This window comes from Puia sp., assembly GCF_036500295.1.
In the GTDB taxonomy this organism is placed as follows: Bacteria; Bacteroidota; Bacteroidia; order Chitinophagales; family Chitinophagaceae; genus Puia.
This window is the reverse complement of sequence record NZ_DASYCH010000017.1, coordinates 96,704-111,452: the sequence shown is the minus strand read 5'-3', so window position 1 is coordinate 111,452 and position 14,749 is coordinate 96,704. Positions and strand designations below refer to the sequence as shown.

The 14,749-nt window shown below is 53.6% G+C and carries 13 protein-coding genes; 7 read left to right on the top strand and 6 right to left on the bottom strand.

The features are described 5' to 3' along the window. The first annotated feature begins 117 nt into the window (after positions 1–117). The 6 genes from arfB (at position 118) to VGM48_RS05405 (ending at position 5,122) form a co-directional block, all read left to right on the top strand. Positions 118–522, top strand: a complete 405-nt coding sequence (arfB, locus tag VGM48_RS05430) for an alternative ribosome rescue aminoacyl-tRNA hydrolase ArfB (RefSeq protein ID WP_331576830.1) — start codon at positions 118–120, stop codon at positions 520–522. 327 nt (positions 523–849) lie between these two features. After that, positions 850–1,413 carry a hypothetical protein gene (locus VGM48_RS05425; protein WP_331576828.1) on the top strand — a complete coding sequence of 188 codons (564 nt, stop codon included), beginning with the start codon at positions 850–852 and terminating at the stop codon, positions 1,411–1,413. 6 nt (positions 1,414–1,419) lie between these two features. Continuing rightward, entirely contained in the window at positions 1,420–2,076 is a 657-nt protein-coding gene (locus tag VGM48_RS05420) for a hypothetical protein (protein ID WP_331576826.1), read from the top strand. 29 nt (positions 2,077–2,105) lie between these two features. After that, positions 2,106–2,846: a sensor histidine kinase gene (locus tag VGM48_RS05415; RefSeq protein WP_331576824.1), complete on the top strand. Its 741-nt coding sequence runs from the start codon at positions 2,106–2,108 to the stop codon at positions 2,844–2,846. A 29-nt stretch (positions 2,847–2,875) separates the two neighbouring features. Then, on the top strand, positions 2,876–3,544 hold the full coding sequence (locus VGM48_RS05410) for a response regulator transcription factor (protein WP_331576822.1): 669 nt from the start codon (positions 2,876–2,878) through the stop codon (positions 3,542–3,544). Positions 3,545–3,592: 48 nt separating this feature from the next. Continuing rightward, on the top strand, positions 3,593–5,122 hold the full coding sequence (locus VGM48_RS05405; RefSeq protein ID WP_331576820.1) for an oligosaccharide flippase family protein: 1,530 nt from the start codon (positions 3,593–3,595) through the stop codon (positions 5,120–5,122). Here VGM48_RS05405 and VGM48_RS05400 read toward each other — a convergent pair. Beyond that, on the bottom strand, positions 5,119–5,757 hold the full coding sequence (locus tag VGM48_RS05400) for an MBL fold metallo-hydrolase (RefSeq protein ID WP_331576818.1): 639 nt from the start codon (positions 5,755–5,757) through the stop codon (positions 5,119–5,121). The two genes, VGM48_RS05405 and VGM48_RS05400, sit on opposite strands and share 4 nt — an antisense overlap. A gap of 80 nt (positions 5,758–5,837) precedes the next feature. Here VGM48_RS05400 and VGM48_RS05395 point away from each other — a divergent pair, with 80 nt between their 5' ends. Beyond that, complete coding sequence (locus VGM48_RS05395) at positions 5,838–9,374, top strand: hypothetical protein (RefSeq protein ID WP_331576816.1); 3,537 nt, start codon at positions 5,838–5,840, stop codon at positions 9,372–9,374. Here VGM48_RS05395 and VGM48_RS05390 read toward each other — a convergent pair. Genes VGM48_RS05390 through VGM48_RS05370 form a run of 5 tightly spaced genes read right to left on the bottom strand, consistent with a single transcriptional unit; the run spans position 9,346 to position 14,737 of the window. Then, complete coding sequence (locus tag VGM48_RS05390; protein ID WP_331576813.1) at positions 9,346–10,632, bottom strand: MFS transporter; 1,287 nt, start codon at positions 10,630–10,632, stop codon at positions 9,346–9,348. The two genes, VGM48_RS05395 and VGM48_RS05390, sit on opposite strands and share 29 nt — an antisense overlap. After that, a complete protein-coding gene (gene araD1, locus VGM48_RS05385) occupies positions 10,629–11,648 on the bottom strand; it encodes an AraD1 family protein (protein ID WP_331576811.1) in 1,020 nt (339 codons plus the stop codon). Before araD1 ends, VGM48_RS05390 begins: the two co-directional genes overlap by 4 nt. A 10-nt stretch (positions 11,649–11,658) precedes the next feature. Then, a complete protein-coding gene (locus VGM48_RS05380; RefSeq protein WP_331576809.1) occupies positions 11,659–12,429 on the bottom strand; it encodes an SDR family NAD(P)-dependent oxidoreductase in 771 nt (256 codons plus the stop codon). Between the two features lie 5 nt (positions 12,430–12,434). Then, positions 12,435–13,601 (bottom strand): enolase C-terminal domain-like protein, encoded by a 1,167-nt coding sequence (locus tag VGM48_RS05375; protein WP_331576807.1) that lies wholly within the window; start codon positions 13,599–13,601, stop codon positions 12,435–12,437. After that, positions 13,598–14,737 (bottom strand): DUF6688 domain-containing protein, encoded by a 1,140-nt coding sequence (locus VGM48_RS05370; RefSeq protein WP_331576805.1) that lies wholly within the window; start codon positions 14,735–14,737, stop codon positions 13,598–13,600. The genes VGM48_RS05375 and VGM48_RS05370 overlap by 4 nt, the downstream gene beginning before the upstream one ends. Positions 14,738–14,749: the final 12 nt, after the last annotated feature.

The following is a 14,749-nucleotide window of genomic DNA, read 5'->3' as shown; positions in this document are numbered from 1 at the left end:
TCGCGGACCAGCATTGGCTGAACCGGCATGATTTTAATCTATCTTTAACGGATCGCCGCTCTGGCGGCTTATCTATCAAAAACAAACTTTACGCCGGCGTTGCGGGCGTAAAATAACATGAAGATCGAACTTACAAAAGAAATTATTTTCAGGACTGCCCGGAGTGGAGGGAAGGGGGGACAGAACGTGAATAAGGTGGAGACGATGGTGGAGGGCTATTTTTCCATCCGGGATTCGGCCCTGCTTACGGCTGAGCAGAAAGAGGTGTTGGAGCGGAAGCTGGCGTCGCGGATCAATTCGGAGGGGGTTTTACAGGTGAGATCGCAGGTACACCGGACGCAGCTGGCGAATAAGGAGGAGGTTGTCCGGAAGATGGGGGCGCTTATCGAGGCGGCGTTGAAGAAGGAGAAGAAGCGTGTAGCGACGAAGCCATCGAAGGCGGCTAAAGAGCGGCGGATCGGGCAGAAGAAGCGGCAGAGCGAGATAAAGACGGGGCGGCGCCGGGTTAAGGGCGATGAGTAATTTTATTCAAGGTACGGACCCGGAAAACCTGGGTCCGTACCAAGACAGCAAATCCCGACCTGTCGACGGGATTGCTGCTGGTAACCTCACGAATGTTTAATGGTATTTGGTATCTGATCGGAAGGCAAAGGGGGGTAGGGGTTTGCAAATTAATTTCAACATTCTGATCCGACAGGTTCCACAAATTTCGATCCTCCAGGTGGTTTGCCCTAGAGCAGAGGTACGTAAAGTTCATGCGTACTTATACCTATTTTATTCAGGGGGTAATACCTGATACTGCTTATCTCCGGAAGCAGTATATTGTTGCTCAATCAAAAACACTTTGTTATGAAAAAGATCCCGACGTTCCTGCGGCTTTTCCCGGGCGCGCTTCCTGTTGCCGTCGTCTGTCTATTTCTTTCCGGAGTATCCGGCTGTGGTCCCCATCCAAATGACGGGGGAGGTAAACCATCGATCAATGAAGATTCCCTGCGGAATCACGTCATACCGATCAGTCTGGCCATTCAATATACAAAGGCCTTCCGGGCTGTTCTCGACAGCAACTATCACCTTCATCCCAAAGCGGTCGATTCGTTGCAATTCAACAATGCGGAAGAATTCCCCGCCGATGTGTTCTATGATCTTTTGGCGCAGACCAATCCCAAACAAGGTGGTGCAAAGGGAATCCGCATCTATCTCGGCCGTGATCCCAATGGTCAGCTGAAGATGGTGCTGATCCCTGTCGACAGTCTGGGCAACGATATCATCAATCATCTCGTTGATCTAAAGGGGAAGCCGGTTCCGGGCACGGCGCATGTGGAAGCGCTGCAGGTGAATGACGGTCAGGGATTCGAGGTTGGCCAGGTCTGTCCGACGGCCTGCGACAATGGGGGGAGCGGCCTTAACCAGTAACTACACATGAAGTCCATCTATATTTTTATTCTTAGTGAACTTATCTTATTTCCCCTCCTCGTCGGGCTGGTGCGGTTGCGTCGAATAAAAAAGAGTAGTTACCAGCCCTTTTTTTTCCTGATCCTGATGGGGGCGTTCTGGGAACTGCTCAATGTATATTTTATCAAGGTGCTGCACCTTCACAATGTCGTCGTCGTCAACTTCTATATGCTTTTTGAATGGCTGCTGATTGCCTGGCAGTTCCGCATGTGGGGGTTACTGCGAAGCCGGAATGCGGTGTTTTATGCCGTGCTGTTGCTTCCCTGTCTTGTCTGGCTGATAGAGCGCCTGGTCTTCTGGCAGATGGATTATTTTGTGCCGTATTACCAGGTGTTGTATTGTTTCCTGGTGGTGCTCTTCAGTGTAAACACCATCAATTTCATGATCACGCATGACTATCGCAACCTGTTTGGCAATCCCACCTTCCTGATCTGTATCGGCTTTATTATCTACTTTATCTACACGATCATTTTTAATTGGGCTTATCAGACCAGTTTGATGGGGGCCACGGAGACCACCACATTTATAATAATGCTCCATGGCTACGTAAATGCCCTTACAAATGTTATTTTTGCCATTGCGTTGCTCAGAATACCCCAACCCCAAAAGTTCACCCTTAATTAGGGGGACCGTAGTCCGACAACTCATGTATAATGGAAGCTAAGGTCCTGAATATTACTCTTTTCGTGTCTCTGATAATAGCGATTATCATCGTTTATTTCTTCGTATCCATCATCCGGTATCATCGCCGGTATATGAAGCTTCAACGGGAGAAGATCTTTGCGGAGATCACGATCCGGGAGAACGAACGAAAACGGATAGCCGGAGATCTGCATGACAGTCTGGGGCCGCTTTTGTCGGCGGTGAAGTTAAACATCAGCAGCGTGGAAGTTGAGGATGCCGGTGACCGGGAGGTGCTTGAGAAAACGGGGGGTTATCTGGATGAGATCATCGGAAGTATGCGCCGGATCAGCCATGACCTGCTTCCCAGCACGCTCGAGCGGAAGGGGCTGCTGGAAGCTATCCGGGAATTTCTGTTACAGGTCAAGAACAAGCAGTCGGTGAATATCCAGCTGTATGTGGTGAAGGAGGTCTCGGTTCCGAAGGAAAAGGAGATCCATATTTTCCGGATGATCCAGGAGATCGTTCATAACACCATCAAGCATGCACAGGCTAAAAACCTGCAGATCGGCTTCAGCGAAGAGGGGGGGCATCTGTTGTGCCTGACCAAGGATGACGGGCGGGGTTTTGACAAGGAAAAGGTGTTGGCCGGCAGCCTTGGATTGGGGCTTCGGAGCCTGGAGAGCCGGTGTGAGATCCTGAATGGGGTCTTGACGCTGGACTCGGTCCCCGGCGGGGGAACGAATTATTTTATCAAGATACCGGTGAGCTAGTCCCACGCTAAAGTCCTAATTTTATCGGGATGAATAACAGAATTCGCCTGGTAATTGCGGACGACCATGAGATATTTCGGGATGGTCTGGCTCTTATGTTGTCCAAACAGGAATCCGTTTCCCTTGCCGGGCAGGCGAGTGACGGCCAGGAACTTCTCCAGCTGGTGGATGAGACAAGGCCCGATATGGTGCTCACCGATATTAAAATGCCAAAGCTGGACGGCATTGCGGCCGCGAAGCAAATCCTGCAACGTTTCCCGGCGACGAAGATCATTGCGCTCTCCATGTTCGAGGAGGAGGATCTCATCGTGGAAATGCTGGAGGCGGGCGCCAAGGGTTATCTTTTGAAGAATGCCGATAAGCGGGAGATCCTCGAAGCCATTCTCACGGTTCATGAAGGAAATATCTTCTATTGCAAGCATACGACGGCGCATCTGGCGTCTCTGATCGTCAAGAGCAAGTTTGATTCGCATAAGAAGTCCGCGGGCCCGCTGTTCACGGACAGGGAGCGCGAGATCATCAAGCTCATTTGCCTCCAGCATACCGCTCAGGAGATCGGGAACCTGCTTTTTCTCAGTAAACGGACGGTAGAGGGGTACCGGACGCGGATACTGGAGAAAATGGACGTCAAGAACACGGCGGGGGTCGTGATTTTCGCCCTGAAGCACAGTATTATCAAAGAAGAAGAGATACTTTAGCGCCAAAAACCCCGTTCTAAGGTAATTTTGCAGCGATAAAACATTGATTTGAGCAGTATTAAAAAATTAGCGGGCGAGACGGTATGGTATGGCGTGAGCTCTATCGTTGCCAAGTTCATGGTCCAGCTGCTGACCCCCTATCTGACTGCCAAGTTCAAAGGGACGCCCGAGTTCGGGCAGATGAGCCTTGTCTATGCCGCCATTTCCTTTGTCAATATCGGGGTATTATTCGGGCTTGACTATGCCTATTTCCGGTATATCAACAAAAAGGACACGCCGACCGCCGATCTTTATCCCACGCTGCTGATCTCCCTGATCTCGAGTACCACGCTGATCACCACGGTGATCATCCTTTTGCGGGGTCCGGTAGCCACGGTCCTGGATGTGGCTAACCACCCCGGATATATTACCTTAAGCGCCCTGATGATCGCCTTCGATGCGTTGTCGGCGCTCCCCTTTGCCCGATTGCGGCACGAGGGCAGGCCGCGGAAGTACGCGTTTGTCCGCATATCGGGCATCCTGGTCTATATCGCGCTGGTGTTTTTCTTTCTTTCGGTCTGTCCAAGGCTGCTCAAGACCCATCCCAACAGCATCATCGCTTTGATCTATCAGCCGCGCTATGGATTCGTGGGGTATATCTTACTGGCCAATGTCCTTCAGAATGCCTTTCAGTTGTTGTTACTGAGCCCTGTTATGAAGGTACCCCACTGGACCTTCAACGTGCGGTTGTGGCGGGAGGTAATGATCTATTCCCTGCCTCTGACGGTCGCGGGTTTTGGGGGGATGATCAATGAGACCTTCGACCGGATCATGCTGGACTGGCGGCTGCCGCATGTCAACGACTATGCCACCTACCAGGTGGGTATCTATAGCGCCTGCTACCGGTTGTCGTTGCTGATCACCGTTTTTGTGCAGGCTTTCCGGATGGGGGCCGAACCTTTCTTTTTCAAGCAGAGCGTGGAGGAATCGGCGCAGCGTACCTATGCCCGGGTGATGAAGTTTTTTGTCATTTTGGTCTGCGGCATCTTCCTGTTTGTGATGATGTATATCGATGTCCTGAAATATTTCATCCAGGACCCGTCGATGTGGGTAGGGCTGAAAGTGGTGCCGATCCTGCTTTTCGCCAATATGTTCCTGGGCATCTACTACAATCTTTCCATCTGGTACAAGCTTTCGACCAGTACCCGTTCGGGGGCCTATATCACGCTGATCGGGGCGGCGATCACGCTGATCGTGAATTATGTTTTTATTCCGAGGTTCGGCTTTATGGCCTCGGCCTGGGCCACCTTCCTTTGTTATGCCAGCATGATGGTCATTTCCTATGTGTGGGGACAGAAGGTTTATCCTGTGCCCTATGCCCGGAAGAAACTGATCGCCTATATGGTGATCGTGGCGCTGTTGTATTTTGTCTATGTGGGGCTTACCGGCTTCTGGGATAACCTTGTCTACCATTTGACGGTGGGCACGATCCTAATGGCCGGGTATACGGTCTTCATCCTGCGGGTAGAGCGCAAGGAGTTCCGGCGCCTGCCGGTGATCGGGAAGTACCTGGGGGGGCGCCCGCCCGCGGCCGCTTAGGCCAAAAAGGGATTATTTTTCTTTTCCCAACCAATTGTAGTCGGTTCGCCGTGTCCGGAATAGACGATCGTCTCGTCCGGAAGGGGCCATAACTGGTCGCGGATGCTGGCCAGAAGGGTTTCGTGATGCCCGCCGGGGAGGTCGGTCCGGCCGATGCTTCCCCGGAACAGAACATCGCCCCCGATGAGGAAGCCTTGTGCGGCGCAATACAGCCCGATGCTGCCGGGGGAGTGGCCCGGCAGGAAGAGAATATCGAAGGTATGATCCCCCAGGAGGACGGGGCTGCCGGGGGCCAGGAAGATCAGTTCTCCCCGGTAGTTCTCGAAGGGCATGTCCCAGGCCTGGCCCCATTCCGGGGCGGCGGCCAGTACGGATTCTTCTTTTTCGTGGAGATGCAGGGGTAAGTCCCAGGTGTCGCTGACGAATTTGTTCCCGAAAACATGATCGAGGTGACAATGGGTATTGACCAATAACCTTGGGCTTAGGCCCTGCTGCTCAATATATTCCTTTAAGGCGGTCCGTTCGTTGCCGAAATAACAGCCCGGATCGATGATGCAGCAGGCATCCTTTTCATCGGATAACACGTATGTGTTCTCTTGCACGGGATTGAATGCGAAGGACTTTACGGTAAGCATAGGCCATAATTTAATATATAAATCAATTTCACCGGTAGGTTGGATTGTTATAACTTTAAAACCTTTAAAGGAAAGCAGGTATGCAATTTCATCAGTTCAGGTTGAAGTCCCACTATTTTCTCTGGATTTTTATTAGCCTTTTCTTTTTCACCGGATCCCTCAAGGCTCAGGTGAATACGGTGGAATTCGGTAAAAATCGCCTGCAATTCAAGAAGTTTAAATGGCAATACTACCAAACGACCAATTTCAACACCTACTTTAACCAGGGGGGGCAGGATCTTGCCAAATATGTCCTCCAATTATCGGAAAAAGAGCTGCCCGGGATTGAAAAATTTGTCGAATACGGGCTCCAGCGCCGCGCCAACATCGTCATTTACAACACGTACAATGACATGGAGCAGTCCAACATCGGGCTCAATCTCGACTGGCAGACGACTGGGGGGATCACGAAATTAGTGAATAATAAAATGGTGGTCTATTACAATGGCGACCATAACAATCTGCGTATTCAGATTCGCCAGGGGATTGCCCGCATCCTGGTGGAGAATATTCTTTTTGGGGACGATCTGGGCGAGTTTGCGGCCAACCAGGCCCTGCTCGATCTGCCGCAATGGCTGACGGATGGGTATATCGAATATGTGGGTGAGAACTGGAATACGTTGCTTGACGACCAGCTCAAGTCGGCGATGCTTTCGGGGAGGTACAAGAATTTTTATCAGTTTGCCTATGAGCGGCCGAATCTTGCCGGGCATGCCTTCTGGTATTATCTGGCCGATAAGTATAAGAAAGAGAACGTCACCTATTTCCTGTATCTGTCGCGGGTGTACCGGAACCTGAACAATGCGTCACTGCGCATCTGCAAGAAAAAGTTCAAGGAAGTCCTCAAGGATTTCATGATGGAGGAAGAGGAAAAATATGAAAAGGACCTTCGGGGTCGGCGCAATTTCCCGAAGGGGACGGTTTCCGTGACCGAGGATATCAACGATCACAAGGATTTCTTCCATTTCACGCCGAATCCTTTGCCGAAGAGCCAGACCTATGCGGTGGTGGAGTACAATCGCGGGAAGTACACGGTCAGCCTGCATGACAATTATATTTTCACCAAGGTGTTGTTGAAGAACGGGGTGCGGTCGCTGCAGGAGCAGATCAATCCGCATTATCCGTTGCTGGCCTGGGATCAGAAGGGAACCCGGCTGGCCTGTGTCTATTGGGACAGGGGGAAGACCAAACTTTTTGTCTATGATGTCGTCCGGAAATACAAGCCGATCACGCAGGACCTTCCCGATTTCCAGCAGGTGCAGGACTTCAAGTATATGCTCAACGATCACACGCTGATCATGAGCGCCGTGCGTAACGGTCAGTCGGACATCTATGTCTATGATCTCGACAAACAGACTTACCGGCAGATCACCAATGACATCTATGATGACATGGATGCCACCTTTATCGCTTTCCCGGGCAAGACGGGGATCATCTATTCTTCCAACCGGCCGTCGGCCCATGCCGGCACCAAGGATACCGTGCTGCCTTCCAACTATCATTACAATATCTTCCTTGTCGACAACTGGAATGACAACGAGGAAAAACAGATCTCGCAGCTGACCTATCTGAAATATGGGAATGCGCGCTATCCGATGCAGTACAACAGCAATCACTTCACTTTTGTGAGTGATGAGAACGGGATTGCCAACCGGTATGCGGGTTTCTTCCATACGCAGCGGGCGGGACTGGACACGGTTTACAAGGTTGGGGATGAGTTGCTGCACAACCCTACTGCCAGCGATCTCGACTCGACGCTGAAGGCGTATAACAAGCCGCAGGCGGATACCTCGTATGTAGTTTCCCTGTCCAATGATTCGGCCTATGTCTTCCCGATCACCAATTATCAAAGCAGCCTGGTCGAGACCAAGAATGCCGGGGACAACGGGCAGGTGAGTGAAGTGCGGCAGGAAGGGGATATAAAATTCCTTTATAAGCTGAAGGTGGATGAGGCGGCGCTTGCCAAGCGCAACGTGATTGCGCGGATGACCGATTACCGGAAGAAGACGGTTGCGGAATCGCAGATTGCCGGGGCCAGTGTTCTGCGGCCCGTAACGGCGCCCAGAAAGGATTCGTTGCGCCGTCAGCCGACCTCGGATTTCTTTGAGAGTGAGTTTGACCGGTCGAAAGACACGGGGGCCAACCGGAGGCCCAATGTCGCCAATCCCTTTGCGGTCCGGCCCGCGCAGCGGCAGCGGGAAGAAGTTCCCCTGCTTCAGAAGGCGAAACTTTTTGATTACCGGCTGAAGTTCTCTGTCGATAATTTCACGGCCGGCTTTAACAACGATGTGCTGGTCAGTAAATACCAGCCGTTTACCGGGTCGTTACCGATCAACCTGAGCGGACAGGACGCCTTCAGCGGGATGCTTAAGGCCTCCATCTTCGATCTTTTTGAGGATATCCGGTTTACCGGCGCGATCCGGTTGCCTTTCTTCGGCAGCGGCGGGAGTCAGACGCCGATTGTCAATACGAATAACCAGGCGACTTTTGCGCCCGGCAACTCCTCTTTCTTTGACGGGAGCAGCGAGTACTTTCTGCGGGTGGATTATCTGAAGCATCTCTTCGATTATTCGCTGGTCTATTACCGGGAAACGCAAACGGGGAATTATCTTGACCCGAACCTCGGTTCTTCGTTGTATCCCTATGACGCCAAAGCCTATACGAATTTGTGGCAGGGAATCCTCAAATATCCTTTTGACAAGGTGAGAAGTCTCCGGTTGTCGGTGGGTTACCGGACAGATAAAGTCGTCATCCGGCCGGATATCACCGGCTTCCCGCCGTTGAATGTGATCGACTCCGTGGGGCTTAAGGCGGCGCCGCAGGGCAAACAGAACTATGGACTTGTCCACCTGGAATATGTCTATGACAACACGCTGCTGAAGGCCACCGATATCTGGAACGGGCTTCGGTATAAGGTGTATATGGATTGGAATACGCAGCTGAACGGCGGTGCGGGTGTGGGTGAAGGCCGGTATACGTACAACCTCGGGTTTGATGCGAGACATTATCTGCCTATCTACCGCAACTTTATCTGGGCGGTGCGGGCGGCCGGTGATTTCTCCTGGGGGAACCGGAAGATCGTCTATTATCTCGGCGGAACGGATGGTTGGTTGTTTCCCAAGGCCAATAACAGTCCGCAGCCACAGGACCCGAACTATGCCTTTCAGTCGCTGGCGGTCAACCTGCGCGGCTTCAATCAAAATCTCACCAACGGGAACAACGCCGTTATCATCAACAGCGAACTGCGTTTACCGATATTCACCACGCTGTTCAATAAACCCATCAACAACGCCTTCCTGCGGAATTTCCAGCTGGTGCAGTTCTTCGATCTCGGCACGGCCTGGAACGGCAAATACAATGGGCTGAAGCGTCCCGAGCAAAGCTACCAGAGCGATCAGTATCCGGGTCTTACGGTGCTGGTCAAGGCCGGTGGTATCGGGCCGTTTGCCGGCGGATACGGATTTGGCGTCCGGAGTACGCTGCTGGGTTATTTCCTGCGATTCGACGCCGGATGGCAGATGAATACGTTCTTCCAGCAGAAGCCGGTGCTCAATGTATCGATGGGTGTGGATTTCTAATCAGCGTTTCGTCTTTTACGATGGGGCCCATTGCGAAGAGAAATATCGCAACCCCGATGAGCGCGGATATTCCAAATGCAATAAAAAGGACATTATAAGCCATCGTGTAGCCGTGGGTTACCGAGAGTGTCTTCAGGGTAATCCCGGAGGCGGATTGAAAGATGGCGCCGCCGAGGCCGTTGCCGATACAGGCCAGGCCCCAGGCAGAAGCCGCGGAATTCTTTGGTACGACGTCGGCGGGAAGGGCGAGACAATTGGCGGTGTAGGAGGTGTACCCAAATCCCGCGATGCCAAATACGATCAGTGCGGAAACGGCCGAGGTGATCAGGAAGGGCCCGGCTAAGAGGGCGAGCGCCATCAGGCCGCCGGAGAGTCCCAGTGCGAGCTTTCGTGCCCGGGGAACCGGCATTCCCCGGCGAATGATATGTTGGGTAAAATAGCCGCCGGCAATATTACCGATGTCGGCGATGAGAAAGGGCAGCACCGCATACAAGCCGATCTTTTTCAGATCCCAGTGATAGACATCCACCAGGTAGCGACCGAGCCAGAAGGTGACGAAGTACCATACCGGCTCGAGGAAGATCTTTGCCAGCAGGAAGGTGGCAACAAACCGGGTGCGGATGAGCCTGAGCGGAGAGATCGGGCGTTCGCGAACCTCTTGCGGAGCGGCGGAGGCCGGGGTATAGTAAACCAGCCGGTAGAGGATCACCCAGACGTAGCCAAAGATGCTCAGGATGACAAAGGTGGACTGCCAGCCATAACGGGAGCCCATAAACGCCACCAGTGGCGGAACGATAATGGCGCCCAGGGCCGAGCCGCTGTTGAAAATACCGGATGCCGTCGAGCGTTCGTGTGGGCGAAACCATTCACTGGCGACTTTCAGGCCGGCGGGCCAGTTGCCGGCTTCGCCGAAGCCCAGCATAAAACGGCAAATCCCGAACTGCCAGGGGGTACGGGCGATGGCGTGAAAGAGTCCGGCGGTGGTCCAGAACAGCATGCAGCAGATATACCCCAGTCTTGTACCGAGCCTGTCGATGACATAGCCGGAGACCACGTTGGAGATCATGTAAGCGATAAAGAAAACGGTCCCGAGATAACCGAAGACATCATCCGGGATGAGCTTTCGCAGATCGCCGGCCGCGCTCAGATAATTAAAGGCCAGGCGGTGGACGTAGTTGAGAACGGTAGCCAGGAAGGCCAGGCCGATCATCACCCAACGCATGTTGGAGGTTTGCGGCCCCTGACTGATTCCCTTCATAGTATGCCGGGTTTTACCAGCGATTTGACGGGTTGGCCTTTTTTCAACGGGTTGTGCAACGGTCGGCCCATGCCGGCCCATTCTATCTCCATGACATCGCCATCCTGCAGGACAAAACCCTTGCTGAAGCTAAAGGCGTCAGCGCCGAAGAAATGAATGTGCGCCTGTCCGGGGACACGATGATCCGGGTATTTGAAATGATGGTGTTCGAGATTTTCGAGGCTGTGGGCCATGTGCTGTGCGCCGGTGTGGACCGGCGTGGTCCAGGCGGATTGGCCGTTCCGCCGGATGCTGACCTTGCCGTCGATGGTGGTAAACGCTCCGCCGATGACCAGTTCGGGACCGATGGCACAGTTGCGGAGTTTGGAGGGGGCCAGGTAGAGGTAGTTTTTCTTCTCCATGACGTGATCGGAGAATTCATTGGCGGTTGTGAGCCCGACGCGCCAGGGGTGACCGGAAGGATCGACGATATAGACCCCGGCGACCTCCGGTTCTTCCCCGCCGTCATCGCCAAAAGGGGGGATCTCCAGTTGTTGGTTATGGGCACGCAGTGCATGACCGGTGCCTTTATAGAACCATTCGGGCTGAACGCCGACGGTCCCTGGTTTTGGGGAGCCGCCTTCGACGCCCCATTGGTAGATGCGAAGGCTGTCCGTAGGCGGGCTTGTAAGGCTGTCCTGGGTCTGGTGCATCATCTGCCGGCCCAGGGCGCTGTTCTTATGCGTGAGGCCGGTACCGGATACCAGACAGGCCGCAGGATTTTCGGGGTGATCAAAGGAGGGCAGTAATTGCCATTCATTTTGGCCGCCGTAGATGGAGTCGTAGTCCAGCAGGCTTTGGGATGCGAGCGTGGTGATGAGCTGGTGGAGCGGGATTTTTTTATCGACGGCCTGAAGTGCGGCTTCGTAGATCGATGATGGGCCGTCGAGGAGCCGGAGTTGGGGTTCTTCGACGAGGGCCACGCGGCGTTGCCCGGTGGGATGCGTGAGTTGGACGAGGCGGATAGGTTTGGTCATGGTAATTTTTTTATTGGCTGATCCAGCCACCGTCGATGGAAATACAGGCGCCCGTCATGAAACTGGAGGCGGGGCTGGCGAGATAGAGGGCTATGCCGCCGATCTCTTCCAGTTCGCCCCATCGGCCCATGGGGATGCGGGAGATGAAGGATTGATATTTTGCCGGATCGTTCATCAGGGGCAGATTCATGTCGGTACCGAAGGGACCGGGGAGAAGGGCATTTACGGTGATGCCGTGGGTGGCCAGTTCGATAGCGAGTGCTCTTGTCAGCTGGATCACGGCCCCCTTGCTGGTGGCATAGGGTGTTCGCTCGGCGATTGCGGTAACGGAGAGCATGGAGCCCAGGTTGATGATGCGGCCATAGCCCCGTTCTTTCATCCCCGGGATGACGGCCCGGCAAGCGAGCCAGGAGCCGGTGACGTTTATCTGTTGTACTTTGTTGAAGTCATCGAGGGAGAGCTGTTCGATCGGGCCGCGAATATTGATCCCGGCCGAATTGATGAGGATGTCGATCCGGCCCAGCTGTGCGGTAACGGCCTGGACGCCGGCGATGACGCTTTGTTCATCGCCAACATCGAGGGTGACGGCGATACAGCGTACGGGGGCGGCGGCTTCGATGACTGTCTGTGCGGCCTTGTTCTTTTCTTTGTCGCGGGCGGCGATTGCGATATCGGCGCCGGCTTCCGCGAGCGCTTTTGCCATGGAGAGGCCCAGTCCGCGGTTGCCGCCAACCACGAGCGCCGTTTTCCCCTGCAGATTGAATTGTTGAAGGATGCTCATGGTGTTTATTCGATGATGGTGAAGTGTTCGGGATGCGGTTTGAGGGTCAGGCCGACGCCGGGCAGGTGATCGTCGAGCTGTAGTTTACCGTCGTTCGCGATGGCTTCGCCATCAAAAATATACCAGAACATCTCGTTTCCTACTTCGATGCCTGTCTTTGGGAAGTACTCTGCCATCGGGGAGGCAAAGCTGCTCATCACCACGTGGAGATTGTGCATCTGGCCGCCGTGGGGGATGATCTCGATGCCGTTCTGGTAGGCCAGGGTGCAGATCTTCTGTGCTTCGGTGAAGCCGCCGACGCGGTTGGTGTCGAACTGGAAGATGTCGAGGGCGTCGGCTTTTATCAGATCGTAAAACCCAAACCGGGTATATTCATGTTCCCCGCCCGAGAGGGGGATCTCCGTGTATTGTTTCAGCTTTGCGAAATTGTGGATCTCGTCGGGGAGGAGCAGTTCTTCGACCCAACGGAGATTATAGGGTTCCAGCTCTCTGAGCAGCCGTCTTGCGTAGGCGAAGTCGAAACCCATATAGGCTTCGAGCATGATATCCACGTCGTCGCCGACGGTTTCCCTGACGACTCTGACCATTTCAACGTTCTTCCGCATCCCGGCGGTGCCTTCCGTCAGGGGGTAGCCGCAGCGCAGCTTCATGCCGGTGAAACCTTCGGCCTTGTAGTGCGCGGCTTCCTTTTGAAGGCTGTCGAGATCCCGGGTATAGAGCCGGCTGTAGTAGGTGTCGATCTGTTCTTTTGTCCTGCCGCCCATGAGCATGAAAACGGGTTGTTTCATGATGTGGCCTTTTATATCCCAGAGGGCGATGTCGACGGCGCTGATCGCCGCGAGGACTGCGCCTTTGCGGCCGAAGGCGACCGTGCTGCGATACATTTTCTCATAGAGATATTCCGTGTTGAGGGGATTTTCGCCGATGAGCAGGGATTTTAGCTTCGAGTCGATGATGGCTTTTGTGATATCGGGACAGAGGCCGGCATTGCCGATGCCGATATGGCCATCGTCGGTGACTATTTCCAGCACCAGCCAGCTAAAAAAGCGATAAGCCGCCTGCGAATCCTTTTGGAAAGGCAGGAGGCTTACCGGGGTGGCGAAGATGGTGTCACCGGTGGTGACCGGTCCTGTCCACTGATATAATTTTGCGTTGACCGTTTTTATTTTCATGTATTCGGGTTATGAGGTTTGAATTTAGCCTCATCCCTGAAGTTACGAAACGCGGATATTAACACGTTGTGGTTAAGAATTAACCTACGGTGATCACGATGGAGATATTGCTGGGCGATCCGCGTCTCGGGATTGCGGTCTGCCAGATACAGGACCACCAAAAACAGCCACTCCAACGGTTTCATAAGCAGATAGATGCCGTTCGACACCCAGGCCCTATCGAAGACTCCATAGTAGCGATGGATGCCGTCGCCTATCTTGTTGTACAGCGCCCTGACAGGGCGATGCAGCCAGGGTAGTTTCTGCTCGAGCAGTTCTTCAAAGGCATTGGAAATGAGAAGCTGGCGGTTGCATTGGATCAGGCGACCCGCCCGCACTCCTATCCTGACAGGTTTTACGAGGCGAGGGCTACCTTTCGCGGCAATTGTGCAGAGAAAATGGCCGCCGCAGACCACACCCGCGCACTGATAGTCCAGCTTTGAAAACCCGTGTTGGTAAGTGTCTGTGAAGACCCGGACGAAGGAATCGGGTTTTTGTCCGAACAAGAGCAAGACTGCAATGAGTGTGACCAGCAACGGAAGACAGAGAAGTACGAGTACCGGCATTTTTTGCCAGGCCGGGCTAAATACCACTCGCCGGCAGATCATGATGAAGCGGTTTTCAGTCGGCGCTTCCTCGTCGCTTACGCTGTCCAGCGCCAGGGAATGGTTTTCGACCAGGACCAACAGGAATTGATTTGCGACCGGGAGGATGCCGAAAAGCCAATACCAGGTATCCCGGCCCTGAAACCCCACAAAGCTGTCGAAGACGATGCCAATGATCAACAGGCAGTTGACAACGACTTCCAGCAAAGGTGGGGCGAGCCTTTTCTTCCATGCCGAATAAAAGAATGCGATCAGACAAAGTACCACCAGTACTACCGCCGAAAGCCGGTGGGTGGGCGAGAATATGGCCGAACCACCACAGCAACTATTCGCAGTACCCAGATCGTCGAGGAGAATGCCCACCGGTCCAAGCATAACGAGCACCTGTAACAAGTGTTTGAGCTGCGGGAAGCACCGACGGCCGGTGAATAGGAAACAAAAGAAGTCGATCCAGGTAAAGAGGGGTACCATACCCAGGACAAAGATGCCCATGCTATTTTTCTT

What these genes read in the sequence shown, in the direction of transcription:
- arfB (WP_331576830.1), top strand. Translation starts at nt 118, where the DNA reads ATGAAGATCGAACTTACAAAAGAAATTATTTTCAGGACTGCCCGGAGT.
- VGM48_RS05425 (WP_331576828.1), top strand. Translation starts at nt 850, where the DNA reads ATGAAAAAGATCCCGACGTTCCTGCGGCTTTTCCCGGGCGCGCTTCCT.
- VGM48_RS05420 (WP_331576826.1), top strand. Translation starts at nt 1,420, where the DNA reads ATGAAGTCCATCTATATTTTTATTCTTAGTGAACTTATCTTATTTCCC.
- VGM48_RS05415 (WP_331576824.1), top strand. Translation starts at nt 2,106, where the DNA reads ATGGAAGCTAAGGTCCTGAATATTACTCTTTTCGTGTCTCTGATAATA.
- VGM48_RS05410 (WP_331576822.1), top strand. Translation starts at nt 2,876, where the DNA reads ATGAATAACAGAATTCGCCTGGTAATTGCGGACGACCATGAGATATTT.
- VGM48_RS05400 (WP_331576818.1), bottom strand. Translation starts at nt 5,757, where the DNA reads ATGCTTACCGTAAAGTCCTTCGCATTCAATCCCGTGCAAGAGAACACA.
- VGM48_RS05395 (WP_331576816.1), top strand. Translation starts at nt 5,838, where the DNA reads ATGCAATTTCATCAGTTCAGGTTGAAGTCCCACTATTTTCTCTGGATT.
- VGM48_RS05390 (WP_331576813.1), bottom strand. Translation starts at nt 10,632, where the DNA reads ATGAAGGGAATCAGTCAGGGGCCGCAAACCTCCAACATGCGTTGGGTG.
- araD1 (WP_331576811.1), bottom strand. Translation starts at nt 11,648, where the DNA reads ATGACCAAACCTATCCGCCTCGTCCAACTCACGCATCCCACCGGGCAA.
- VGM48_RS05380 (WP_331576809.1), bottom strand. Translation starts at nt 12,429, where the DNA reads ATGAGCATCCTTCAACAATTCAATCTGCAGGGGAAAACGGCGCTCGTG.
- VGM48_RS05375 (WP_331576807.1), bottom strand. Translation starts at nt 13,601, where the DNA reads ATGAAAATAAAAACGGTCAACGCAAAATTATATCAGTGGACAGGACCG.
- VGM48_RS05370 (WP_331576805.1), bottom strand. Translation starts at nt 14,737, where the DNA reads ATGGGCATCTTTGTCCTGGGTATGGTACCCCTCTTTACCTGGATCGAC.